Origin of the sequence: Faecalibacterium sp. (assembly GCF_052358865.1) — a bacterium.
GTDB classification, from domain to species: domain Bacteria; phylum Bacillota; class Clostridia; order Oscillospirales; family Ruminococcaceae; genus Faecalibacterium; species Faecalibacterium butyricigenerans.
This window is the reverse complement of sequence record NZ_DAWCVJ010000011.1, coordinates 22154-47009: the sequence shown is the minus strand read 5'-3', so window position 1 is coordinate 47009 and position 24856 is coordinate 22154. Positions and strand designations below refer to the sequence as shown.

23 protein-coding genes and 1 tRNA gene are annotated in these 24856 nt (G+C 55.8%); 17 read left to right on the top strand and 7 right to left on the bottom strand.

What is annotated here, in order from left to right:
* Positions 1-194: 194 nt before the first annotated feature.
* The 3 genes from ACT8X9_RS03580 (at position 195) to ACT8X9_RS03570 (ending at position 1543) form a co-directional block, all read left to right on the top strand.
* Positions 195-968 carry a type III pantothenate kinase gene (locus tag ACT8X9_RS03580; RefSeq protein WP_444268150.1) on the top strand — a complete coding sequence of 258 codons (774 nt, stop codon included), beginning with the start codon at positions 195-197 and terminating at the stop codon, positions 966-968.
* 67 nt (positions 969-1035) lie between these two features.
* Positions 1036-1112 (top strand) — tRNA-Arg (locus ACT8X9_RS03575).
* A 179-nt stretch (positions 1113-1291) separates the two neighbouring features.
* Positions 1292-1543: a DUF6061 family protein gene (locus tag ACT8X9_RS03570; RefSeq protein WP_005922694.1), complete on the top strand. Its 252-nt coding sequence runs from the start codon at positions 1292-1294 to the stop codon at positions 1541-1543.
* A 310-nt stretch (positions 1544-1853) separates the two neighbouring features.
* Here ACT8X9_RS03570 and ACT8X9_RS03565 read toward each other — a convergent pair whose 3' ends face one another.
* The 5 genes from ACT8X9_RS03565 to ACT8X9_RS03545 form a co-directional block, all read right to left on the bottom strand.
* The gene (locus tag ACT8X9_RS03565) at positions 1854-2792 is read right to left on the bottom strand and encodes a hypothetical protein (RefSeq protein ID WP_005922692.1); all 939 of its coding nucleotides are present in this window, start codon (positions 2790-2792) and stop codon (positions 1854-1856) included.
* 12 nt (positions 2793-2804) lie between these two features.
* A complete protein-coding gene (locus ACT8X9_RS03560) occupies positions 2805-4355 on the bottom strand; it encodes a relaxase/mobilization nuclease domain-containing protein (protein ID WP_112144086.1) in 1551 nt (516 codons plus the stop codon).
* Positions 4327-4761: a plasmid mobilization protein gene (locus ACT8X9_RS03555; RefSeq protein WP_005934538.1), complete on the bottom strand. Its 435-nt coding sequence runs from the start codon at positions 4759-4761 to the stop codon at positions 4327-4329. Before ACT8X9_RS03555 ends, ACT8X9_RS03560 begins: the two co-directional genes overlap by 29 nt.
* Positions 4762-5445: 684 nt before the next feature.
* The gene (locus ACT8X9_RS03550; protein WP_097791218.1) at positions 5446-6714 is read right to left on the bottom strand and encodes a GHKL domain-containing protein; all 1269 of its coding nucleotides are present in this window, start codon (positions 6712-6714) and stop codon (positions 5446-5448) included.
* Entirely contained in the window at positions 6711-7409 is a 699-nt protein-coding gene (locus ACT8X9_RS03545) for a LytR/AlgR family response regulator transcription factor (protein ID WP_005924492.1), read from the bottom strand. The genes ACT8X9_RS03550 and ACT8X9_RS03545 overlap by 4 nt, the downstream gene beginning before the upstream one ends.
* Before the next feature lie 179 nt (positions 7410-7588).
* Between ACT8X9_RS03545 and ACT8X9_RS03540 the strand changes: the two genes are divergently transcribed.
* The 8 genes from ACT8X9_RS03540 to ACT8X9_RS03505 all read left to right on the top strand — a co-directional run bounded on the left by ACT8X9_RS03540 (position 7589) and on the right by ACT8X9_RS03505 (position 13813).
* Positions 7589-8176, top strand: coding sequence for an accessory gene regulator B family protein (locus ACT8X9_RS03540; protein WP_005924490.1), 588 nt, complete (start codon positions 7589-7591; stop codon positions 8174-8176).
* Between the two features lie 12 nt (positions 8177-8188).
* On the top strand, positions 8189-8359 hold the full coding sequence (locus tag ACT8X9_RS03535) for a hypothetical protein (RefSeq protein WP_005924488.1): 171 nt from the start codon (positions 8189-8191) through the stop codon (positions 8357-8359).
* A gap of 61 nt (positions 8360-8420) precedes the next feature.
* Positions 8421-9185: a hypothetical protein gene (locus tag ACT8X9_RS03530; RefSeq protein ID WP_005934532.1), complete on the top strand. Its 765-nt coding sequence runs from the start codon at positions 8421-8423 to the stop codon at positions 9183-9185.
* Positions 9186-9187: 2 nt separating this feature from the next.
* Positions 9188-9469, top strand: a complete 282-nt coding sequence (locus ACT8X9_RS03525) for a hypothetical protein (protein ID WP_005943373.1) — start codon at positions 9188-9190, stop codon at positions 9467-9469.
* 373 nt (positions 9470-9842) lie between these two features.
* Positions 9843-10178, top strand: a complete 336-nt coding sequence (locus ACT8X9_RS03520; protein WP_444268149.1) for a DUF1835 domain-containing protein — start codon at positions 9843-9845, stop codon at positions 10176-10178.
* A 45-nt stretch (positions 10179-10223) separates the two neighbouring features.
* Entirely contained in the window at positions 10224-10580 is a 357-nt protein-coding gene (locus ACT8X9_RS03515; protein ID WP_005934530.1) for a DUF3658 domain-containing protein, read from the top strand.
* 198 nt (positions 10581-10778) lie between these two features.
* On the top strand, positions 10779-12389 hold the full coding sequence (locus tag ACT8X9_RS03510) for a recombinase family protein (RefSeq protein WP_444268148.1): 1611 nt from the start codon (positions 10779-10781) through the stop codon (positions 12387-12389).
* A 59-nt stretch (positions 12390-12448) separates the two neighbouring features.
* Positions 12449-13813, top strand: a complete 1365-nt coding sequence (locus ACT8X9_RS03505) for an MATE family efflux transporter (protein ID WP_444268147.1) — start codon at positions 12449-12451, stop codon at positions 13811-13813.
* A 54-nt stretch (positions 13814-13867) separates the two neighbouring features.
* Here ACT8X9_RS03505 and ACT8X9_RS03500 read toward each other — a convergent pair whose 3' ends face one another.
* Positions 13868-14884, bottom strand: a complete 1017-nt coding sequence (locus tag ACT8X9_RS03500; protein ID WP_444268146.1) for an ATPase P — start codon at positions 14882-14884, stop codon at positions 13868-13870.
* 65 nt (positions 14885-14949) lie between these two features.
* Positions 14950-16308 carry an MATE family efflux transporter gene (locus ACT8X9_RS03495; protein WP_412590703.1) on the bottom strand — a complete coding sequence of 453 codons (1359 nt, stop codon included), beginning with the start codon at positions 16306-16308 and terminating at the stop codon, positions 14950-14952.
* A gap of 285 nt (positions 16309-16593) precedes the next feature.
* On the opposite strand from ACT8X9_RS03495, the gene ACT8X9_RS03490 reads away from it, so the two are divergent.
* The 6 genes from ACT8X9_RS03490 to ACT8X9_RS03465 all read left to right on the top strand — a co-directional run bounded on the left by ACT8X9_RS03490 (position 16594) and on the right by ACT8X9_RS03465 (position 24688).
* A complete protein-coding gene (locus ACT8X9_RS03490; RefSeq protein ID WP_444268145.1) occupies positions 16594-18249 on the top strand; it encodes a putative manganese-dependent inorganic diphosphatase in 1656 nt (551 codons plus the stop codon).
* Positions 18250-18256: 7 nt separating this feature from the next.
* Complete coding sequence (locus tag ACT8X9_RS03485) at positions 18257-18586, top strand: acylphosphatase (RefSeq protein WP_444268144.1); 330 nt, start codon at positions 18257-18259, stop codon at positions 18584-18586.
* 526 nt (positions 18587-19112) lie between these two features.
* Positions 19113-20546 carry a Wadjet anti-phage system protein JetA family protein gene (locus ACT8X9_RS03480; RefSeq protein WP_227621697.1) on the top strand — a complete coding sequence of 478 codons (1434 nt, stop codon included), beginning with the start codon at positions 19113-19115 and terminating at the stop codon, positions 20544-20546.
* Positions 20530-21138: a DUF4194 domain-containing protein gene (locus tag ACT8X9_RS03475; RefSeq protein WP_227621698.1), complete on the top strand. Its 609-nt coding sequence runs from the start codon at positions 20530-20532 to the stop codon at positions 21136-21138. The genes ACT8X9_RS03480 and ACT8X9_RS03475 overlap by 17 nt, the downstream gene beginning before the upstream one ends.
* Entirely contained in the window at positions 21135-24458 is a 3324-nt protein-coding gene (locus tag ACT8X9_RS03470) for an ATP-binding protein (RefSeq protein ID WP_444268143.1), read from the top strand. The genes ACT8X9_RS03475 and ACT8X9_RS03470 overlap by 4 nt, the downstream gene beginning before the upstream one ends.
* Positions 24455-24688, top strand: a complete 234-nt coding sequence (locus ACT8X9_RS03465; protein ID WP_158389154.1) for a hypothetical protein — start codon at positions 24455-24457, stop codon at positions 24686-24688. The genes ACT8X9_RS03470 and ACT8X9_RS03465 overlap by 4 nt, the downstream gene beginning before the upstream one ends.
* Positions 24689-24856: the final 168 nt, after the last annotated feature.

The following is a 24856-nucleotide window of genomic DNA, read 5'->3' as shown; positions in this document are numbered from 1 at the left end:
ACCACATCACCGCCCGGATGTCAACACTTTTTTGCTTCTTTTTTCAAGTTTTTTCTTTTCTCTTCAAAAATCATCTCCCGGCAGGCCCCCAACCCCTCCGCTGCGGCCACGGCCGCAGCGTCTCCCCTTGCCAAGGGGAGTCTATGGTGCTATATATTATATATACATTATATGCAAGCAGGGAGGCCCCAACCATGATCCTTACCGTCAATCTCGGCAACACCCACATCACCATTGGCGGCTACGAGCACGACGACCTGAAATTCTGCGGACGGCTCCACACAGACCCCGCCGCCACCGTCGATGAATACGCACTGCGGCTGGTCAATCTGCTTTCGCTCCACAGGGCCGCACCTGAGCAGATCGAGGGCGGCATTCTGGGCAGCGTAGTGCCTGCGCTGACCGGACGGGTGCTGGCAGCATTGCAGATGCTCTGCCCGGTGCGCATCCTGACCGTCGGGCCGGGACTCAAGAGCGGCATCCGCCTCCGGCTGGACAATCCCGCCCAGTTGGGAGCAGAGCTGCTCTGCGGCGCAGTGGCTGCGCTGGCGGAAGGCTCCGGCCCGCTGGTGGTCATCTCAGCCGACACGGCCATCTCCCTGATGGCCGTCAACGGGAGGCAGGAGCTTGTGGGCGGCGTCATCCTGCCCGGGCCGCAACTCTCGCTGGCCGCACTGGTGCAGAACACCGCTCAGCTTCCCCAGATCGACCTCTCTGCCCCCGCGCCCGCCTCTGTGCTGGGCAAAAACACCGCCGCCTGTCTGCAAAACGGCTTTGTACTGGGCACTGCCGGGATGCTGGACGGGCTGGCCAGCCGTTTCTGTGCCGAACTCGGCCCCGAAACAAAATTCTACGCCACCGGCAATCTGCCCCGGACCATCCGGGAGGCCTGCCGCACTCCCATCCTCTACCGGGAGACTCTTATCACCGACGGCTTGTACCGCATCTGGCTGCGGAACCGCCGCTGAAGTTTTATTTGCATTTTTTGCGAGGCTGTGCTATACTATATTGTACTGGTTCACCAGTGCATATCGTGCGATCGTAGCTCAGCTGGATAGAGCGTTCGGCTCCGACCCGGAAGGCCAGAGGTTCGAATCCTCCCGGTCGCACCAAACCATGAAAATCCGAACCTTTTCTCGATAGGAGAAGGGCTCGGATTTTTTGTTTTCTTCGGAAACGAGAACAATGGCTCTTCCCTTACGGCTGTGTGTCCAAAACCTTATCAGAAGAAAGACCGTATCACGAAGGTCACAACAGTAAGAGTGCCGTAAGGCAGAAGGGACGCAAGATTATGAAGTACGATGCAAGAGCCTGTCAGTTTAACATGGGCACCGGCTGTGTGGAGCTGCTGCTCCGGGATGGGCGCAAAATTTCCATCAACTGCACCGGTGTCGAGGATGCACTGGATGTTACCATGGCGCAGAGGTCTGAACTGGACTACCTCATCTACAATGACCCGCTGGCGTATGCAGAGCTAATTTTGAACGGTGAGCCAGAGGAGTATCTGAGAAATGCGGCTGGAAGTCACGGATTAGAGGACTGAACGCAAAAACAGGGTGCGCCCTGCCGGACGCACCCTGCAAAAATCCACACACGATAAGTAAGGCAGGGAGTTCCCCGACGGGAACTTCCTGTTTTTCTTTGGTTGCGATATGAGCCTGTTCCGCCTGCCATGCAGCAAATTCCCGTTGACCTTCCTCGCTGTTCCAGCAGGCAAGGATCGCCGGATAGAATGCCCGTGCCAGTCGTTCGATGGCTTCATCGGGGTAAGGGGAAATATTTGTGGACTTTTTCTTTTTGTTCAAACGCACACTCCTTTGGATTTCTGTTGACAGCATACAATGTGCCTGTTGTTATGCTGTCTGCTCATCCTCTGCGAGCGCAGATTCCAGCGAAGCAAGGTACTCCTTGTGCTTGTGGATGATTTCGAGAATGACTTCTCGCTGTGCTGTGTCTGGCATAGTTCTCAGAAGATAGTCAAACTCTGTGCGGAAACGTGTTGTAACGTGTTCCAGTGCGACATAATCATGCCGCACTTCTTCCGGGTAAGCATCGCTGTCGTAAACCGATTCGATTTTCTGAAACGGCAATACAGGTGCCTTTCCCGGTTCCCGGATGATGCCATCGGCATCCGGTTTCGGTTCAACTTTCAGTTCCGGGTGCAGGATTTCCTGCAAGGTCTGTGCGCGGGCATCATAGTTGGCTCGTGCAAGGCGGTGCATATCAGCCTTGCTGACTTTTACCTGTTTGTTCAGAATCTTCTCCCGCATACCGGGAATCAGGGATTCAGCAATTTCAACACCTTTCATGTACTTCGATGCGCGAAGTACAGTTGCCTTGCTTACACCATTTTCCTCTGCGATTCGTTCGCAGGTTTTCATGGCTTCACCGGAGTTATCAGTTTGAGAACTCCGGTGAAATCGGCCATTTTCATCATGCGATTCTTTGCGGGCTTCGCCATGAGAGGATTTTTCCGCTTCATATTGCTTCCCGATGAGGAACAGCTTCTGCTCCGGGGTGAGGTTGCGCCGCCCCAACTGATTCTTGCAGATCCATGCGAGGACTTCTTCTCTGCTTTCAAATCGGAGCGGCATGGTGGAAAAGCAAATCTCCGGGTGCTTCTGGAGAATTGCATAACGATTGTGGCCGTCAACGAGGGTGTTGTTCCAGACGATCAAAGGAGAGAGCAGCTTGCCTTCCTTGAGGATGTTTTCTTCAAGCTGCTTGTACTCATCGTCCGTCAGCGGCGGGATCTGATTCTGGAACTCCGGGTCGATTTTCAGATTGATCATACGCACAACTCCTTATCTCTCGTGATGTTGCGTCCGTTCGTCCTCCCGGAAGAACAGGGCAACATTCTGTTTTGCATCTTTCAGCTTGAGCAGTTCGATCTTGGCTTCCTTGTACTGCTCATAGAACTGGGCCTTTTCGGAAGCAAGAGCGCAGTATTCCGCTTCCAGCTTGTTCGGACTTGGCAGTTTAGTGATGTTGTTTGCCTTGAGATAGGCTGCTGCTGTCCGGTATGCTGTCAGCTCTGCACGATGCTGTTCTTCAAAGGTTGCGGGGGATTTGGCAGCGTTCCGTTTCTGCGCGAGCGGTCGGTACTGCTTGTAGGAAGCAGCATAACGGCGCAGTGTTTGGTTGTTTGCCATGCGGGTTTCGAGGTCTTTCACTACGGCCAGCGATTCATGGAACTTGGTGTCAAGCTCTGCAATTCTCTGGTCGAGTGCGTCCTCGTTGAGCAGACCTTTCTCCTGCAAAAGAATCAAGGTCTGCGCCATGGCTTTGAGGTTGTGCTTCTTCGCCCAACGCTCATAGCCGATGCCCTTGCCCTGCTTCAGTTTTGCCTGAATGTCCACCAGCTTCTTGATTCGGTCGGGTTTTTCCTCAAGATTGCTGTGGAGGATAATGGGCTGGCTCTTGGCATTTTCTTTCAAGGTGGCAAGCACGAGTTCTTTCTCAAACTTGTCACCGAGGCTGTGCGCCCGGATAAACTTCTTTCTTCCGGCTGGCAGGTAGCTGAGCCGCCCACGGCTTTTCTTGACCGTGATGCCGTACTGCTGCAAGAGCCTGTCCGAGAAATCTTCAAAGCTCGCTGCATTGTCCAGCACATCCGAGATCTGTTTCCGCAAAGTCTCCTTTGCGGTTTCAAACTCCGTTTGTGTAGGCTGCTGTCCGGCGGCAAGCAGGGCAGCGTTTTCACGGTCGAGTTTCATTTGACTGCGCCGTTTCATCCAGTATTCACGCTCGCTCACACGCTTTTTCGAGCTGAGCAGGTCGATCTGGTACAGCTTGGCATCCTGACACATTTCCATGACTGCGACACGCAGGTGCCGCATGGTCTGGGCTGTGCTGGAATGCTTCATGCCCTCACGCCAGTCACGGGGCTTTTGCATATAGGGCTTGCGCTCCACTTCTCGTGTCCGGACGCTGCCGATCACGATGTGGACATGGATATTTCCCGAATGGTTGTGTCCGTCCGGGTGGGTGCAGACGATAGCAGGATGACCGGGAAAGTTCTCTTTGCAGAAGTTCAGGCCGAGGGCCTGTGCCTTTTCCATCGTCAGCCCATTTTCGGCTGCATCCCGTGGGTCGAAGCTGATGATATACTGGTGACTCTTGATGTCATCCGGGTGGTTGTTCTTGTCGTACTTCCGGTTTGCCAGCAGGCAGGCCATTGCAAACGAGGCTTCGCCGCATTCAAGGGTGTCCAGAATGTACGATTCCCGCAGCTTGGGTCTGCTCTGTTCATCCAGAATTTTCTTGCCGGAAAATTCATCGTGCTGGTAAACCAGATAGGTCTCAGCGGCAGAGTAGTCCGAATTTTTAGAGGCGATATGCTTCAGCGTTGCCATACAGTTTACCCAGAACTTTCTCGGCGTTGAGCCGGAAGGCAGTCAGGTCTGCAAGTTCGTCCAGAAGTTTCGCCCGGAGCTGTTCGGTGTCTGCTCCGCCGGAGTTGAAGTGTCGTGCGAGTTGGTTCAGGTTGCCGCCCACCCTGCTGCACTGGGCAAGCAGAGTGGAAACGGCAGTCAGGGTTTCTTCTCCGCCGCCGGCAACGACAACGGTGCGCTCGATCTTCGCATTGTGCAGCGCACGGCGGATGAGGGTGGACAGGGAGAGATGAAGGAGTTTTGCTGTGCATTGGAGTTCCATCTTTTCAGTTTCCGTCACACGGAACTTGATGATGTGCGTTTTGTTGTTCGGCGTGTCGTGGCGGTGGGTCGTGCTGGGTTTCGTTTTGACATTCGTTTTGTTCATTGAACCTCCTGTCGTTTCGCTAGCTCCTCGGTGGAGCTATGTAAGCACGACACGCCGTTCTTTCGCACCGCAAGGTGCGAATATGAGCAGGGTTTGGGGCAGGTACGCCCCAACAAGATCACATCAAAACTCGCAAGAGTTGCAGATGTGAAGTCCCGGTGGAGCACAACATTTTCAAGAATTGAAAATTTGTGGCCACGGGACGGTTCTTGCTCTCCACCGCTGCGCTCAAAACGCATTTCCGAAAGTTGTTTCCGAATTGTTAAGACGCAAAAATAAGTAGAGAGTTCCGCTGCTCGTGTATGTTGATCGCCGTTTGCTCCGAACGAAGTTCCTGCCCCTGTTTTGCAGCGGCGTTGGCCGAAAAGCCGGTATCACGCTCGGACGGCTCATGAAATTCTCAAGGTACGGCTTCCCCAAAAAGAAAATACCGCCCACGCAGTACAGGCGAAGGATTTTGTCGGGTGAAACAGACGGCAAAATGATCGGGTGTGTTGCGGGGCGGTAAATCTTCGCAGGAAATAAAACCGCACAGAATCGTTTCTTTACAGAAATCGCTGTGGATTTGTTGGGAATGATAACATAAGTATTGATGTGTGTCAACACTTCAGGATAATGAATACATCAGATGAATGAAACACACAAAGTACAAGCAAAAGCAAAGCAATGTTTTAGGAGAATGTTTTAATTTTCGCAGTTCAGGCGGACTTGGACGGTAAACACACCGTCTTTCTTTTTCGTATAGAAGTCACCATGGTTCTCCTGAACGATACGATTTATATTTTTTAGTCCGTAACCGTGATACTCTCCGATGCGGATTCCGCGAGAAGTATCACTGTATGGGTTTTCCAGCCGATAGAAGAGGCTTCGATACTGCTTGCGCAGCTGTAGATGAATGATTCTCTGTTCCGCTGGCAGGTCGCAACAGGCTTCGATGGCATTGTCAAATGTGTTTCCGATAATGATGCTCAAAGACAACGATGAGATCGTCAGGACTTCAGGAATCGTCACATCCAGTTTGACGTTGATGTTATTCCTTTCCGCAATTCGTAAGTAATAATTCAAAAGAGCATCAACAACAGGATTTCCGACCGCAGAAATATTTGTGGAACGCTCGAAAACATCCGTGGCAGCCTGCGCAATCTTGTGAAGTTCTTCGGTATCACCGTGTTCTGCAACTGCCTGCATCGCCAGGATGTATTTCTTCACATCATGCCGCAGAGAACGGACTTCTTCCTGGCGTTCTTTGAGCTGCTGGTAGTATTCCATTTGAAGATTGTACTGCTGTTCGTTGAACTTAACTTTGAATTTTTCCAGTTCATTTTCCCGGAGAGCTTCCACATAGAACACGATCAGGATGTTTATAAGGAGAAGCACCGCCATAAGACCGACCATATAATCCGGGAAATACTCATCCGCAGCATGATACTGTGCCACATAACAGACAGCAATACTTGCGATTTGAATCGCAATGATCGGCAGCAGCCATAGGATACGCAGAGCATTTCCTTTTCGGCTGAAAAAATGTGAGATCAGGACTACGAGTGGAATTTGAATCAGGTTTGAAAAAACAACATAGACCAACCGTGCTGCCCCAGCCTGCATTAGAATGTCGGTATCCGGGATACGCAGCCCAATCAGAAGCATTGCAAGCACTTCCACCAAAGCAATCAGTGTGAAGAAAGCTCCGCTTGCAAAAACCGCCTGCCACGGTCGAACCTCATAGAACAGCAATGCAAGGAAAAATCCGCCAACTAAAAGATAGATCGTGCGCTGCGTCACCCAATCCGGGAATAAACTCAAAGCACACTGCCCAGCAATCAAGAGTGCAACATAGGCATAGAACCACCTTGAGACGGGCTCCTTTTTGGGAAACAGCCGACCGATAAAAAGCAGCAACAGGGCAATGTTGGCAAAGCTCCCTGCAAACTCAACGAAATAATAAAGCATCATCTTCCCAAATAAGCGTTGAAGATCTGATTGAACTCCTGACGCTTCCTCCTGCTGATCGGCAGCTGATGTCCGCTGGAAAGAAAAACAGCGGTTCCCGTAGCGTAAACAATGTGTTCCATGTTGACGAGATAACTTTTGTGTGGTGACACAAAGCACCGTTTGGGAAGCTGCTCCAAGGCTTCAGGAATGCTCATTCGCAATGTAAGGTCTTGCTCCTTGCAGTGAATCAGAACTTTATGTCCGTGGCTTTCCAGAAAGTAAATGTCCGATGTTTCCAAGGACATGGTAACACCATCGTATTCGATCGTGAAATGTTTGGAGTTCAGTTCCTGAAGGACGGCATCCATTGCCGCAGCGAACAGCGTCTGATCCAAAGGTTTGACAAGGTAGCGGAATGCAATGCCATATCCCTGCACAGCGTACTCATGCCGCTTCGTGACAAATACCACCAAAGGATGCTTCTCCATCTGAATCAAAGACTGCGCCAGCTGAAAACCGTTGGATGGCATCTCGATATCGAGAAGAAGCAGATCAAAGGATTTCTTCTGCATTTGCAATTCGCTCAGAAGTTCGTTTCCATCCATGTAAGTTTCAATGTCAAAGCAGCCTTGCACATCGTACTGCTGGACGCTTTGAACAATGCCATCAAGGTCTGATTTCTCATCATCGCAGACTGCAACGTGGTACTTCAGCATTTCGACAACCTCCACAAAATAATGTCCTGCTACTATTATAGACTGTGCAAAGGCTCCTTACAAGTAGCCTGACCTACCACTTTTGTCACCAGAACGACCAGTTTTGCCAAACCTCTTGATTTTGCTGAAATTTATGATACAGTGAAGCAAAAATCAGAAGATAAGGTGGCGCAACTGCAATGTGGGAACGCACGCTGTCTCAAAAATCAGTCCGTCTTTTCTGCGAGCAAAAAGTGATAGATGAAGCAAAGGCGGATGCGTATGTCTATGGGTACGAGTTGCTCATATCATCTGTTGTGAGCGTTCTGCTTGTTGTTTTAATCGCTGTTGTGTGTGGTGATGTGCGGTACGCACTTTCATTTTTGATTGGGTTTATCCCACAGCGAATCTACATTGGCGGATACCATGCAACATCGCACACCAGATGCTATTTGGCATTCTCCGGACTGGCACTTATCTGCATTTTGCTAAGTAAGGCAATCGCAGCAAATCACCTTTTCCGTATCCTGACAACAGTAGCTCTTTTGGGCATCTCTATCTTTCTCTCACCTATCGAAGCAAAGAATAAGCCTTTAAGTGAAAAGAAGCGGTCAAGTTACAAGATGGTCGCATCTGTTCTTTCGTCAATAGATTTCCTGCTTGCCATTTTTAATGTGCTTCCGTATACACGTCATGTAGTTTGCTACTATCTCTCCAAATGGGTATTGATTGTATTCTCAACAATTCCTTTGGTTCAACAAAAATTTAATGCCAACTTTTGTAGATAGGGAGGTGATAACATGAAAAAAAACAAATGGGTGCTGCTTCTTATCGCTTTTGTTGCATTTTTGGTATTGGTTTATTTTATTGGTGCTTGCCTTAATGCAACGGCAGAGGCATTGACAATTATTTCGCTCTGCATCGGCATACTGGTCATTTATTTAGTCGTAAAAGCAATCAAATCAAAATAAGGAAAGGAAAATGTGATCATGAGTACAAGAAAATTCATCAAAAAACTTACGGCGATAGAATATGAAAGATGTATCTCGAAGAGAATTCTTGAAAACTTTATGTTTAGGCATAACAGTAGCCGCTTTACAAAATTTGCCAATGACAACGGCTTTTGCAGACAGTGCAATCAGTAAAACAAAAATTATTTCTAAAAGCGACCGTGAAAATTTGGTGGCTACTGTTGCAAGAACTGTGCAAGTGTCCTACAAAATAGATAAAAATACGATCATTGAAGTAACTCGCTTTACTGATATTGATGGACAAAATGTTACCTTGAACCGGAGCGTTAAAGAAGATGGTACAGGTGAACTTGTCTATACGAAAGCCCAAAAAACGAAAAAAAGCAAATTGACCAATCAAAGCTATGATGTCTTTTTGAAATTAGCAACTTCAAAATCTATGCCTCAAACAAGGGGAGCCACTGTTGGAAGTGATGTTACAGGATCACAGTATAAGCATATATTTGTATCAAATCTCAGCTATACAATTGACAATACGGCGATTGCGCAAATTGAGATTGGTGGAGTTGAAACTGCAGCAAGCCTTTTAATTACTGGGTTGCACTTGCCGGGAAGCACTGCTGTTACGGTTGGATCCTTTTTGGTTAGTGTGGTTCTAGCTACTTCTCCATCGAAAGTTGTTATAAATCAATCGCTGTATGAAGTCCATTTCGCATATGATAATAGCTACTATACCCATTGCTATCATGATATTTTGTATTCGTATGATTCCGGTGGACACCTTATGGATACTACAAAATCGTACCATCAAGCTGTGGGAGGCTAAGAATGAAAAAAGGCAAAAGCAACTTTTTTCTTATTGCTCCTTTTGCCCTTTGGGGCTGCATTTCAGTATGGACTAGTAATCTTGTCCGATTGACAGATAAAAGCGCAGTACCTTATGCTTGGGCTTCTTTGTTTTTCTCATATGGAATCGTAGCAGTGCATTATATCCAAGTGGCAGTATCCTCCAAAGGCTGTAACAATGCCGAAAACGAAAAAATTGCATGGGTTCAGCTTGGGCTTTCAACTTTGTTCTTGATAGTAGCTGTTGTTCTAGCTATTCAATGAAGGAAAGCAAAGTAATCACCCAAAGCAGTGTAAGGTAACATGGAGAGTTCTTTATACAAAGGCCAATGGATTGGGCTTTTATATGAGTGGAACTACCGTCGGTATTGGCCCGGATTTAATAAAAAATGTTTCAGGAACGGATTACTACACGAGCTATTCCGATAACATCGAACGAAGCTGCCCATTTTCAACGACAGCACTAGTTCCAGAACAAAGTATATATAATACAACCTATACATATGACTTCTATGATGTTGGAACTTATCTTGATTGCAGCGTTGGGTGTTATTTTGGAGTGGTTGGCTCAAGCAAACCAATCTATTGGAGTGCAACTACACAAGTTACCATCCCGAAATTATGATTTTGACCAGCTATGGATGAAATTGTTTTTGAACCCAGTGATGTCAATATGTTAGCAGCTTTAGGCATCGTCGAAAGTGTAAAGTTGTTTCCGTTTATGTTATCAATGGGAGAACTTCAATATGCTTGCGATTCAGAATATCGTTGCAAACAATTCGTGAATTGCCTTTCAGAATATTATCCTGACAGCCAAATTGAAGCTAGACAACTGTGGTCGAAATATCATGGTACAGCGAATGCGGTTCAATGTGATATGATAAATCATAAGCCACTGCGTGTTTGGGTCAGGAGTTCTGCCGATTGTTGGTGCGGCATTTATTATATTTGTTACTATGCATCAAAATATTGAACAAATAGAATTTTGCTTGCATCCAGAGAAGGTCTGAAAGAATTTATGGAAGGGAAAACCGATAAGATCTCACAAAAGTATTTGACGGAAGAAACTATTACTGAGTATGCCAAAAGATGGGGAAAGCTATTAAACGAAAACACCTCCATGCGTATTTGGCATGCGAACGATGTTAAAAGCGTTAACATAGATTATTTCGACCAGAGAATTATTAGTTTAGTATCGAGAATTCCTATTTCGGTTGGTGAACTTACCGCAGACGTATTAAAAGCGATTTCTGCTCCGGTAAGTGACTGGTATGTCATGAAACGCATAGAAGCACTTTTGAAAAAAGGTGTTCTTCAAGTCGTTATTCCAAACAAAATCTTTTATAATACCATCGTCCAGCTAAACGAAGAATAAAGGAATCCGAGCAAGTCGGCCCAACAGTCACCTCATTTCAACGAGAGGGGTGGCTGTTGGGTCAATTGTTCAAAAAGAAAAACTGAAGATAATAAAAAGTCTTGATTTCTCCATCAAAACATGGTATATACATTATACGAAACAGTGCTTTGAAAGAACGCTCCACCGTTCAATGACGTGTAAAGAGAGGTGCTTGCCATGACCGCTGTGATCTACGCCCGCTATTCTAGTGATAACCAGCGCGAAGAATCCATCGAAGGCCAGATTCGTGAATGCACGGCCTATGCCGAAAAGAATGACATCACTATCGTCAAGCACTACATTGACCGCGCCATCTCTGCCAAGACGGATAATCGCCCTCAATTCCAACAGATGATAAAGGACAGCGACAAGAAGCTGTTTGATATTGTTCTGGTCTGGAAACTTGACCGCTTTGCCCGGAATCGCTACGACAGTGCCCGGTATAAGACCCAGCTGAAGAAGAACGGTGTCAAGCTCATGTCGGCTACGGAGATCATCTCCGAGGGGCCAGAGGGTATCATTCTGGAATCGGTTCTGGAGGGCTATGCAGAATACTACTCTGCCGACCTTGCCGAAAAGGTTGTCCGTGGACAGACAGAGAACATCCTGAAAGGCCGCTGCAACGGTGGTCGTGGAACGTTTGGATATACGCTGGATTCCGAGCGGAAATTTCACATCGACCCGCTTGCCTCCCCTTTCGTGCTGGAATCGTTCACGAAGTATCGGGATGGCCTCACGATGAAAGAGATTCGGGACTGGCTGAATGAAAACGGCATCAAGAACCCGGTCGGAGGCGAATTTACTTACAACAGCGTGGAGCACATGCTCAAAAACCGGCGTTATATCGGAGAACTGAAATTCCGGGATGTGGTCGTGCCGGATGCGATTCCGCCCATCGTGCCGCTGGAACTGTTCGATGATGTGCAGGAAAAGATTGCCAAAAACAAGAAAGCCCCTGCCCGAAGAAAGGCAGAGGACGATTACCTGCTGACAACCAAGCTGCACTGTGGTTGCTGCGGTGCGCTGATGTTTGGCGAAAGCGGCACAAGCCGGACGGGAGAAGTCCACCGCTACTATAAATGTGCCACGGCCAAAAAGAAGAAGGGCTGCAAGAAGAAAACTGTCCGCAAACAGTGGCTGGAAGATCTGGTGGTGAACCAGACCATGCAGCTTGTCCGGGACGATGCCGCCATGGAATCCATTATCGCCAAGGTCATGGAGCTGCAAGACCGAGAGAACACCAACCTTCCTCTCTATGAGAAACAGCTCCGGGATGCAGAATCGGGTATCCAGAATATGCTCAACGCAATTCAAGCCGGAATCCTCACCAGTTCCACCAAGGAACGGTTGGAACAGCTCGAAGAAACCAAGCGTGAGCTTGAAGCCCGCATTGCGGAAGAAAAGCTGGCAAAGCCAAAAATCAAAGAGGAATTTATCCGTTTCTGGCTGATGCGCTTCCGTAAACTGGACATGAGCCTGAAAGACCAGAGGCAAGCGTTGGTGGATACGTTCATCAATTCGATTTATCTGTACGATGATAAGGTTTTGATAACCTTTAACTATAAAGAAGGTACACAGACCATCACGTTTGAGGAAGCGGCCCAAGCCGCATCAAAGGAAAATGGTTCGGATTTGGATTGCTTTACTGCACCAAGAAAGGCCCGTACACATTGTGTACGGGTCTTTCTTTATTGCAGATACAATTTCCAGCCTGTCGGAGCGTCTGCCGGGAGAACTCATTTTCAGAAGTCAAGAATCATATTGCAAAAAAGTAAAACTCCTTTATAATAGAGCTTGTGCCCCGGTGTGCGCGGGCACCGCTTCGGGATAAGAAAAAGGAAAAAAACATGAGTTCATCCACAAAGTCACTGACCGAAGGCCCTCTGGCCAAGCAGATCCTTCTGGTCAGCCTGCCGCTGGTCCTGTCCAACCTGCTGCAGGTCCTCTTCAACATGTCGGACGTGGCCGTGGTGGGCCGCTTCGCAGGCTCTACCGCCCTCGGTTCGGTGGGTTCCACCAGCATCTTCGTCACCCTGTTCACTGGCTTTCTCATCGGCCTGAGCAACGGCATCAACGTGCTGGTGGCCCGGTTCTACGGCGCACGCCATGCCAGCGATGTGGAAAAGACCGTCCACTCGGCCCTGCTGGTCAGTCTTGCGGCGGGCATCCTGCTCCTGCTCGTCGGCCTGCTGGGTTCACCGGCCTTGCTCCACCTGCTCAACACCAAAGAGGACCTCTACCCCGGTGCAGTGCTCTACCTGCGGGTCTACTTCCTCGGTATGCCGGCGCTGGCCCTCTATAATTTCGGCAACGCCATCTTCAGCGCCATCGGTGAGACGAAGAAACCCCTCTATTACCTCTGCATCGCGGGCGTGCTGAACATCCTGCTCAATCTCTTCTTCGTCATCGTCTGCCGTCTGGACGTGGCAGGCGTGGCGCTGGCCAGCGCTATCTCCCAGTGCGTCTCGGCCTTCCTCGTCCTGCGGGCGCTGACCCGCGTGAAGGACTGCTACGCCCTCGACTTCCACAAAGCTGCTCTCGACCCTGCCACTACCCAGCGCATCCTTGCGCTGGGCATCCCGGCCGGGCTTCAGAACGCCATTTTTGCCATCGCCAACCTCTTCATTCAGGCCGGTGTCAACTCCTTCGACTCCCTTATGGTCAAGGGCAACTCTGCCGCCGCCAATGCCGACAACCTGATCTACGACGCCATGGCCGCCTTCTACATGGCCTGTGCCAGCTTCATGAGCCAGAACTACGGCGCAGGCAAGCCCGACCGGGTGAAGAAGAGCTACTTCATCAGCCTCGTCTACTCCTTCGGCGTCGGCCTCGTGCTGGGTGGTGCCCTCTTCCTCTTCGGGCAGGAATTCCTTGCCCTCTTCACCACCGAGAGCGCCGTTATTGACGCCGGTATGAAGCGTGTGGGCGTCATGGGCTTTGCCTATTGCATCTCGGCCTTTATGGACTGCACCATCGCCGCCTCCCGCGGCCTTGGCAAGACGGTGGTCCCTACCGTTATCGTCGTCCTCGGCTCCTGCGTGTTCCGGGTCATCTGGGTCTACACCATCTTCGCCCACTTCCACACCATCCCCTCGCTCTACCTGCTCTACCCCTGCTCCTGGGCGCTGACGGCCATCGCTGAGATCTTCTACTTCGCCCACTCCTACAAGGAGAGCATGAAGATCTTCTCCCAGCCCGCCGCTGAGCTTTAACAGACAACAAAAATGCCATCGCCTCAGGGCGATGGCATTTTTCATTTCCTGATCTTACTGATAATCGTGGTTGAGGAACATGGCCTTGATCTGGACGATCTCGTCGTACTCCTCCTGCTCCACCTGAACGTCAGCGTTGACCTCCTTGAGGCGGTTCTTTACCGCCGCGAGGGCCTCGGGCAGGGTCACGGCCCGGCCCTCCTGAATGGCGTCGGTCATCTGCTTGAGCACCACAGGGTGGGCGTAGATGTCCGGCACCGGGAAGCTGCCGCCGGGGTAAGCCCGGATGTACTCGGCCATGGCGGCTTCGGCCTTGTCGGCCCGGGCCATGATGGACTTGTGGTTGTTGTGGGCCGTGGGCATCATGTTGTAGCTGGAAAAGAGGAAGATGGCCGCAAAGCCGAACAGGGCAAAGTAGATGCCATAGTTCCCGGTGTGGTTGAGGATGCTCTGGATGCCATAGGCCGCAGACGCCACACCGAGAAGGCTGATGATGAGGGCTACATACTTATACACCGGCTTGCTCTGCAGCTGAGCACGCTTGCGGCGCTCGGCGGCGCTCAGTTCCTTGGCCAGCTCCGGCTTCTTGGCGAGGTAGTCCGCCGCACGCCTGAGCTGGCCCACGCTCTGCTCGGCCTCTTTCGAGAGCTGGGGCAGCCTGCGGGCAGCTTTCTCCGCCTTCTGACGGGCAAGCTCGGCCTCACCGGCAGCGCTCAGACGGGGGATGTTCGGCTGTTCCTTCGCCAGAACTTCCAGCAGGGCGTCCACGTCCCGCTCATCCTTGAAGTTGCACTGCTTCTGCTTGCCGCCGTCGTACTCCACCACGAGGTAAGCCATCGAGGCGAACATCCCCTTGCCGGAGAAACCGCCCTCACTCATGGCGACCCGCTTGAACACCCGGCTGATGCTGCCGTAGGGCAGATAATACCGGCGGTCGATGTAGAAGCTATTGAGATAGAGGGCTTTTTTGCCCACGCCGCAGGGGCCGATCTTTTTGCAGGCTTTCTTATCGGCTTCCAGCGTTGCCTTGTCCAGATGGGCAAGGCCCAGTTGTGCAGGATGAAACAGCATAGGAGATTCCCTTCTTTCTTTTTCCTCATTCTGCCACTCTGAGCAGAAAAAAGCAAGAGGCAGTTTCAGATGACCGTTTTTTCAAGCCATCTTCCCCGGACAAAGCGCACCGCAAAGCAGAGGGAGCGGAACACCCAGTCGAGATACATTCCCATCCAGATGCTGAGCAGCCCGCCGCCCATCCGCAGCACCCACAGGTAGCAGAAGCCCACCCGGAAGACCCACATGGACACGATGCTCACCGCCATGGTAAAGCTGGCGTCGCCGGCGGAGCGGAGGATGTTGGGCAGGGTGAAGCTGGAGGGCCAGAAGAAGAGGGAGACGATGTTGAACCACATCATGACCTCAAGGGCCATGGCCGAAGCCTCCGGCGAGAGGTTGAACCACGACAGCGCCCAGCGGTCAGCAAAGAAGAAGCCCGACAGGTTCATGACCCACGCGCCGCAGTAGGCCACCAGAAGCAGGCGGCGGGCATACCAGACCGCCTGCTCCTTCTCGCCCGCGCCGAGGCACTGGCCCACCACCGTGAGCACCGCCATGCTGACGGCGTTGGCCGGGATATTCAGGAAGGTGCTGGTGGTGTTGGCCACGGCGTTGGCGGCGATGGCGGCGGTGCCGAGGGTGCTGGTGAGGCTGGCCACCGACAGCTTGCCGATCTGGAACATCCCATTCTCGATGCCCGCCGGGATGCCCACCCGCAGGATGCGCCGGATCAGCCCGCCGTCCGGCCGGAGGGCCGACAGACCGGTGATGCGGAGCATACAATCCGGCTTCTGGAGCAGGAAGAGGACGGCGCAGCAGGCCACCGCGCGGGAAATGAGGCTGGCCAGTGCTGCGCCCATGACCCCCATCCCAAAGCCGAAGATGAGGATGGCGTTGCCGCCGATGTTGACCACATTCATCACGAGGCTGGACATCATGCTGATCTTGCTGTTGCCCTGCGCCCGGAAGAGGGCCGCGCCCGCATTGTACAGACCGATGAAGGGGTAGCTCAGGGCCGACAGCAGGAAATACGTCTCGGCGTACCGCATGACGTCGGCGTCGATGGCGCCGAAGATGCCCCGCAGGATGGCGTGGCGGCCCACCACGACCACCGCCGCCACCAGAACACTGAAGCTGGACATGATGAACAGGATCTGTGCGGCCGCGGCCCGGGCGTTCTTCTCCTCCCGGTGGCCGATGTACTGGCTGGCGACCACCGCGCCGCCGGTGGCCAGCGCCGTCATGATCTGGATCATCAGGGTGTTGAAGGTGTCCACAAGGCTCACGCCCGACACCGCCGCCTCGCCTACCGACGACACCATGAGGGTATCGGCCAGACCGATGGTGACGCTCAGGGCCTGCTCCGCGATAAGCGGCAGCAGCAGCGCCGTCAGCTGCTGGCGGGTAAACAAAGGCTTCGACTCGAATTTTGTGCTGGTCATTCGTTCCTCCGCGCTGCCCCCGAGGGGGCTTTTCTTAAAAGTAGACAGACATATTCCTATGATACAGCGTCCTCTCCGAAAAGGCAAGGAGATGTATACAAGAATCTCTCAAAATTTTAAGATTTCCGCTCTTCTGCACCACTTTACCCCCCTTCTATCTTGTGTTACAATGAAAGCTGCCAGAGTGCCGCCCTTTTCTGCGCCGTGCAGGGGCGCAGAGAAATCGGGCCGACGCTCCGGCACGACAGATAAGAAGGACAAGACCCATAAAGGGGGAAGGAATCCATGCCAAAGACAGCCCATAAGGTCGTGGTCATCGGGCATCGCAACCCGGACACCGACTCCATCTGCTCTGCCATCGCTTACGCAGAGCTGAAAAATAAGACAAGCTCCCTCGTCTGTGAGGCCCGCCGGGCCGGACGGATGAATCAGGAGACCGAATTTGTGCTCAAACGGTTCGGCGTCCAGCCGCCCCGGATGTGCACCGACGTCAACCCCAAGATCCGTGACGTAGACTACCGCGAGATGCCCGGCATCCCCGGCTCCACCAGCCTGCGCAAGGCGTGGCAGATCATGCGCGACCAGCAGATCGACACCCTGCCCATCACCAGCGCCGACAACGAGCTGGAGGGCGTCATCACCGTGAAAGACATCGCCACGGCCAACATGGACATCTTCGATACCGGTGTCCTCGCCAAGAGCAAGACCACCTATAAGAACATCCTCGACACCCTTGGCGGAACCATGGTGGTGGGCGACGAGAGCGCCGTCTGCACCACCGGACACATCAAGATCGGCACCGCCACCCCCGAGATGCTGGAAAACAGCGTCGAAAAGGGCGACATCGTCATCCTGACCAACCGCTACGAGAGCCAGCTCTGCGCCATCGAGAAGGAGGCCTCCCTTCTCATCATCTGCAACGGGGCCAAGGTGGGCCGCACCATCCAGCGCATCGCCGAGGAGACGGGCGTGGCCATCATGACCGCCCCCTGCGACACCTACGCCGCCGGCAAGCTCGTGAGCCAGTGCGCCCCCATCTCCTACTATATGACCCGCAACGACATCGTAAAGTTCACCCTCGTCACGCCGGTGGCCGACGTCACCCGCGTGATGGCCAAGGTGCGCCACCGCTACTTCCCCATCCTCGACGAGGAAGGCAAGTACTGCGGCATGGTCAGCCGCCGCAACATCATCGCGCTGCGCAAGCGCCGCATCATCCTCGTGGACCACAACGAGGCCACGCAGGCCGTCGAGGGCTTCGATCAGGCCGAGATCCTCGAAATCATCGACCATCACCGCATCGGCAGCCTCGAGACCAGCGGCCCGGTCTACTTCCGCAACCAGCCCGTGGGCTGCACCGCCACCATCATCACCCAGATGTACGACGAAAACGGCGTCGAGATCCGGCCCCAGATCGCCGGTCTGCTGCTGGCGGCCATCCTCTCCGATACGCTGGTCTTCCGCAGCCCCACCTGCACCCCCGTCGACGTCTCCGCCGCCAACCGCCTCGCCAAGATCGCAGGCGTCGAGATCGACGCCTTTGCCTCTGAGATGTTCGAGGCCGGCGAGAAACTGGACGGCAAGACCGCCGAGGAGGTCTTCCTGCAGGACTTCAAGGTGTTCATGTGCGGCGACGTCCGCTTCGGCGTGGCGCAGGGCAGCTATATGACCCGCAAGAACCTCAAAGCTGCCCAGCAGCTGCTCACCCCCTATCTGCCCGAGGCCTGCGGCAAGCAGAACGTGGAAGACCTCTATATGCTGCTGACCGACGTGCCCAAGGAGGAGAGCGTCGTCATCTGCACCGGCCGTCATGCCGACGAGATGCTGCGCAGCGGCTTCGAGAAGGAGCCGGAAGAGGACGGCAGCTGGACGCTGCCCGGCGTCGTCAGCCGCAAAAAGCAGTTCATCCCCGCTCTGATGAGCGCATATCAGGAGCTGTAAACCGCTTATGTTCGATTTTCTGAATGAAAAGGACCGCAAGCCCCCCGCCCTGCCCGAGAGCACCGTCCGGCGGCGGTACTCCATCGAAGGGCAGGTGCAGGGCGTGGGCTTCCGCTACCGCGCCCGGTACGCCGCCCAGAGCCTTGGCCTCACCGGCTGGGTGGAGAACGAGGACGACGGCTCGGTCACGCTGGAGGTGCAGGGCGACCCGGCCCTCTTCCTCAAGCTGTTCGCCCTCATCCAGCGCAGCGACTATATCCAGATCACCTCGCTCCGCCAGCGCGACCTCGCCCCCGACCCATGGGAGCGGGATTTCCGGGTGCGCGGCTGCTGGTAAACGCCTCTTATAAACACGAAGCCCCCCGGAGTCCTGCATTCCGGGGGGCTGTTGTGCATCTATCAGGAGTAGTTCCGCCTTGTATTACGAACGAGTACATTGTCGGGGAGTTCTTCTAAAAATAAGGCTATCACAAATTCGTGGAAAATGTGTGTAATTTCAGGAAAAGATTGGAGAAATCCTTCCGCACATCTTACTTTTTTTCACGTTCCGGTTGACAGAGCACCAAGGTTGTGCTATCATCGAGTCAATCATTGTCAAGCCTTTCCGCGGCTCTGCCGCTCGGCTTGGGAATAAGGGAGCGCCGCACGGGCCGGCAAAGGGGTTTTATACCGCTTTGCCGGCCTGTGTTTTTATTTGCCGCCGGGGTGCAAATCCCTGTCAACTGTGGTACAATATAGCAAACCAATTTTTTAATGCAACGGCAACAACATTGGTTTGCATATCGCAGATATGCTGTTACGGTTGCGCTAATTTCTAGCCTTGCGATAGAAGTCGAACTTTACAGAGCGAAAGGGGCATACGGATGCAGTTGTTTGAACTGGTCAGCCCGCGGCTGTTCCGCCCGCTGGCGGGGCCGAACCGGGCATTTTATGCGGAGCTGCTGCTCCTGCTGTGGGAGGAGTGCCGCCACACGGCAGATTACAGCATCCTGCGGGCCGAGGCCGTGTCCCGGGCCGAGGACTATTTCGCCGCGCTGGCAAAGCCTCTGGCGCTGGACGCGGATGACGCGGGCGATGAGGCCGAGCAGCCTACCCGCGACCCCCACACGCTGGCGCTGGGCTTTCTGCTCCGGCTGCGGCGCACCGGCTGGCTGACCGAACAGCCCGGCAGCTACGAGGAAGAGCCTGCGCTGGCCTTCGTGCCCGAGGTGACGCCCCTTCTCGAGGCGCTGGAAGAGATCCTCAACCCCCGGGTCGTCACCTATACCGGCAAGCTCTACAAGGCGTGGCAGCTGCTGCAGAATGTGGGCGAAGAGAAAAGCCCCTACGAAAACGTGCTGCGGGAGGTGGCAGGCGACCTTGAGGCGCTGAACCGCTCTCTCCGCGCCCTCAACGCCTCCATCGGCCACTACATCGACCGCCTCACCCGCAACCGCACCCCGCAGGAGGTGCTGGAGCTGTTCGACCAGTACGAGGAGAAGGTGGTGGCTGCGGCCTACCACCGCTTTAAGACCAGCGACAACCTCTTCAACTACCGCGCCTTCCTCGAAGAAGGGCTGGACAACTGCGAGGCCAACTACCTGCCCCAGCTGGCGCTGGACTACGCCCGGGTAGAGCGCTGCGCCCCCGGCGAGGCAGCCCCCGCCGTCCGCGCCCTCATCCAGAAGCAGCGGGATGCACTGGAAGAGATGAGCACCCTCATCCGGGAGATCGACGCCAGCCATGTCCGCTACCGCAAGCGGGCCGTCCAGCGGGCGCAGTTCCTGCTGCTGAGCGACCGTTCGGCGCAGGGCAGCGTCACCGCCCTGCTGCGTCGGTACGCCGAGGAGATCAAAACGCCGGACCAGCTCTTCGAGCCGGACGACGGCCCGCTGGCCGGGCGGCTCCATCTCTGGCCGGTGCAGGTCTTCGGCGAAAAGCCCCTCTACCCGCCCGCTGCGCCCCGCACCGACACGCCGCTGGCCCCGGTGCAGGCCGGGCAGCTGGACGAAGCGCAGCTGCGCCGGGAGCAGAAGCTTCTTCTCGACTACGCCCGGATGGCCGTCACCGAGGAGAATGTGGACATCCTCGCCCGACAGGCGCTGGCCGCGCGGCCCCGGGTCGCAGCCTCCACCCTCGCCGACGAGTACCCCGGCGACTTTGCACGCATCATCGGGCTGCACACCTACTCCCAGTCGCCCCGGCGCTGCTATGACATCCGGCTCACCGGCGAGTGGACCCAGCGGGGCGGCTTCCGGTTCGAAGAATTTATCCTGACACCCCGCAAGGAGGAGGCCGAAGATGACCGAAACGAATAAAATGCTGGAAGAATGCGCAAATTATCTGCTCAACCACTGCTTTGTGCTGGGCGGCGTGGAAGACCAGCGCGCAAAATATCTCTACGTCCAAGACCACCTCAGCGAGGTGCGGGCCGTGTTCGCGCCGCTGGGCTATGCCGTGGTGCTCTACCCCGCCCCGCTGCAGGCGGCCGCCCTCGTCAACGAGCACGAGGGCAGTCAGGCCCGGCTCCTGAAATACGAGAGCATCCTGCTGCTGGTGCTGCGCCTGCTCTATCTCCAGAAGCGGGAGAGCCTTTCCGCCAGCGCCGATCAGGTGCTTGTGACCGTCGAGGAGGTGCAGGCCGAGCTTCAGAAGATGAACCTCCCCCGCCGCCTCGACCAGCCCACCCTCGAGCGGCTGCTGCGCACCCTGCGCCGGTACAATCTGGCCCGGCCCGTGGGGCGGCTCTCCGGTCTGGACAGCCGCATCGAAGTATTTCCCACTGTATTGCTTGCTCTGCCGGACGCCGACCTCGCAGACGCTGCCGCTGAGGCAGGCCGCACCCGCAGCGAGCTTTCGCTTTATGAGCGGCCGGAGGACGGCGCAGCTGCCGTGGAGGTGGAAGAATGATCGAATTAAAGCGCCTGAAGCTCATCAACTGGCACAACTTCGAGAACGTGACCTTCGACTGCGCCCGCCTGACCTATATGATCGGCGTCAATGCCGTGGGCAAGACCACTATCCTCGACGCCATCCGCTACTGCCTGACCACCAACCGCAGCTTCAATGCGCTGGGCAATAAAAAGAGCGGACGCACCCTCCAAGGCTCGGTCCACGCCAAACAGCGCGGCGAGAACGCCTACCGCCGCCCGGGCCGCACCGTTGCCTACATCGGCGCGGAGTTCTGGGACAGTGCCAAGCGCACCCCCTTCGTCATCGCCGTCCGGGTGGAGTCGGAAGGCCCCATGCAGGAGCTGCACCCCGGCGACCAGACATGGTATCTCTCTGAGGACGGCTGCACCCTCGAGCAGCTCCCCTTCATCGACCCCCGCACCGGTGCGCCCAGCTCCAAGGAGAACTTCAAGCCTGCCGTAGGGCGGCTCTCCTACACCCGCAGCCCCGGCGAGGCCCGGGACCGCATCTGTCGGGCGCTGGGCATCGGCCGGGCCGCAAGCCCGCTGGGCAAGAAGTTCAACGAAGTGTTCCAGATGGGCACCAGCATGGACGAGATCCCGAACTTCCGGGAATTTCTGTATCAATACATCCTGCCCCAGCCCGAGCTGGACCTAGAGGCCCTGCAGGGCGACCGCGTGGAGCTGGAGAACCTCCACGCCGTGCTGGCCGAGGCCCAGACCCGCGCCGCCGCGCTGGAGCAGATCGTGACCTATGGCCGCGAGGCCGCCCAGAAGGAGACGGAGGCCCTCGTCAACCGGGGCACCGCCCTGCTGGCCCGGGCCGAAGAAGCTGCCGCCGGGACGAGCCGCTGGCAGGAGCATCTTGCCGCCGGAAAGCGCCAGCATGAGGAGCTGACGGCCCGCTATGCCGCCGCCAAGGACGCCGAAGCCGAAGCCCGCCGGGCCTATCTCACGGCCCACAGTGCCGCCGCCAGCGGCGAGGGCCGGGCGCTGGACGCCCTGAGCGAAGAGCTTTCCCGCAAGAAGACCGCAGTGGACAAGGCCAGCCGCGCCGCCGCCAAGAGCGAAGCCGCCGCCGGAAAGGTGCAGACCCTCTTGCAGAGCCTCCACCGGAGCGGCTTCCCCGTGGAAAAAACGCTCTGGCCCGCCTCCCTGACCGCCGAGACCCTGCCCCAGCTCCAAGCCGCCCTTGCCGGACTGGAAAAGCCGCTGGAAGAGCAGTATTTCGCCGCGCGGCAGACTGCCGACGCCCTCACCGCCGAGGTGCAGGCGAAGCAGGCTGAGCTGGCCTCCGTCTCGGGCGGCCGGTGGGTCTACCCCCACGGCGACGCCGCCACCAAGGTGCGGGACGCCGTGAACGCCGAGCTCCAGAGCCGGGGCATGACGCCGGACGCAAAGATCTTCTGCGAGCTGTTGAGCGTCGAGGACGAGAGCTGGCAGGACTGCGTGGAAGCCTGCCTCGGCGACCGCCGGTTCGACATCCTCGTGCCGCCGGCCCACTATGCCGCCGCCAAGAGCGCCTTCGTGGCCCTGCGGGACAAGGTCGGCCCCATCAGCCTGCTGGACACCCCCAGCATCCGCACCGCCAACCGGAAAGCCGACTCTGCCCCCGCCGACAGCCTTGCTGCGCAGGTCCGGAGCGAAAACCCGCTGGCGGCGCAGTATGCCGACACCATCCTGCGGCGCATCGTCTGCTGCGACACCCCCGACACGCTGGAAAACTATCCCGACAGCGCCACCCGCGACCTGCTGCGCCATCATCCGTTCCGTCTCGAGCGTCTCCGCACACCCCAGCGGTACATCGGCCTCGATGCACGCCGCGCCCGGGCCGAGGCGCTGGCCAAGGCGCTGGATGCGCTGTCTGCCCGCAGCAAGGAAGCGGCCCAGTCCACCGCCGCCCTCAAAGCCGCCCGGGACAGCTATCAGGATGTGCTGCACAGCAGCGTCATGGACGAGCTGGCCGCACTGTGGGACGCCCGTGCCGCGCAGGAAGCGGCCCGGGCCGACTGCGCCGCACAGGAGCAGAAGCTGGTCGAGTGCCGGGAGAACCCGATGCTGCAGCAGCTCTACCGGGAGGACGAGGCCCGGGAAGCCGCATGGGACGCCGCCCGCGCCGCCGTGGAGACGGCAGGCGGCGACATCCGGGTCTGCGAAAAGCAGCTGGCCTCCTGCGAGGCCGAACAGGCCAAAGCCGGGGAGACCGCCCGGCTGGCGAAGGAGGCTGCGGACCGGTTCTTCGGCCAGTACCCGCTCCTCGAGCCGCTGGCCCGGGAGCGCTTCGCCGCCCTCAGCAAAGAGAAGGGGGCCCACGCTGCGGCCCAGTCCGCCGAAAAGGCGCAGGCCCGGCTGGACGATGCGCTGGCCGTCTACCTCACCGGCACGCTGGAGCCTGCCCAGAAAGAATACAACACCCGCTATGTCTGCGACTATCCGCTGGGCCTTGCGGGCATCGAGCAGTACCGCGCCCAGCACGAGAGCCTCGTGCGCATCGACCTTGAGCGGTACGCCGCCCGCCTCGAGCAGGCCCAGCGGGACTGCAAGGACCGCTTCCGCAAGGACATCCTCTTCCGGATGAAGGACGACATCTTCAACGCGCGGCGGCAGTTCCGGGAGCTGAACAAGGTGATGGAACAGCTGACCTACGGCGAAGAGGTCTACCGCTTCGAGCTTGGCCCCAGCCGTGACCCCCAGCTGGCCGCGTTCTATCAGGTCATCGTGGACAAGGGCAACCAGCAGATGACCGACGGCGACTCGCTGGACAACCTCGCCGCCACCGCCGACCCCGTCTATGAGCGTCAGGTGGACGAGCTGATGGAAAAGATCATGGCCGATGTGGACGAGAACACCCGCGCCCGTCAGGAGGGACGCCGCCCCGAGGGCGTGGCCCTCTCCGATTATGTGGACTACCGCACCTATCTCGACTACGACATCAAAGTGACCAACACCGTCTCGGGCCAGCAGGCCTCCCTTTCCCGGGTCAGCCGGGATTCCTCCGGCGGCGAGAATCAGGCCCCCTTCTATGTGGCCATCTGCGCGTCGCTGCTCCAGATCTATCAGAAGAGCGAGAACAGCATCCGTCTGGTACTGCTGGACGAGGCCTTCAGCAAGATGACCAGCGACCGCATCCGCCCCATGATGGAGCTGTTCCGCCGGATGCAGCTGCAGGTGCTGCTCATCTCCACCGTCGAGAAGAGCACCGCCATCCAGCCCTACTGCGACATCACCTATTCCATCGTGCGCCACGGCGACGTGAACGCCATCGCGCCCTTTTACCGTCTGAACCCATCTGACAGCCGACAGGAGGCCGAACCTTGAACGAACATCTTGTAAAATTCTGGCTCTTTGCCACCCACTGGACGGAGCTGGACACCTTTGACAACGAAGAAGAGCTGCGGGACGAGATGGAGCTGCTCCACCGCCAGAACCTGCCCACCAAGGTGCGTCAGCGCACCCGAAAGGACGGCGGCGAGGAGCTTGTGCTCTACGTCAAGCAGGCCGACCGGGATTATGCCCGCTACTGCACCGGCTGGCGGCCCGGAATGTGACGCTTGACAGCAAAAACAAACTTTGATATACTGTTTTTCGCTCATCGGAGGGCTGTTTCAACGTAATTGAAAGGCCGGATAAGATGCCGCAGCGAGTGTTCGCCCGGAGGCTGTGCAGCCGTAGCCGCACAGCAGAAGAGGGTCTGCATCGTGCTGTGTGTCTCTTAT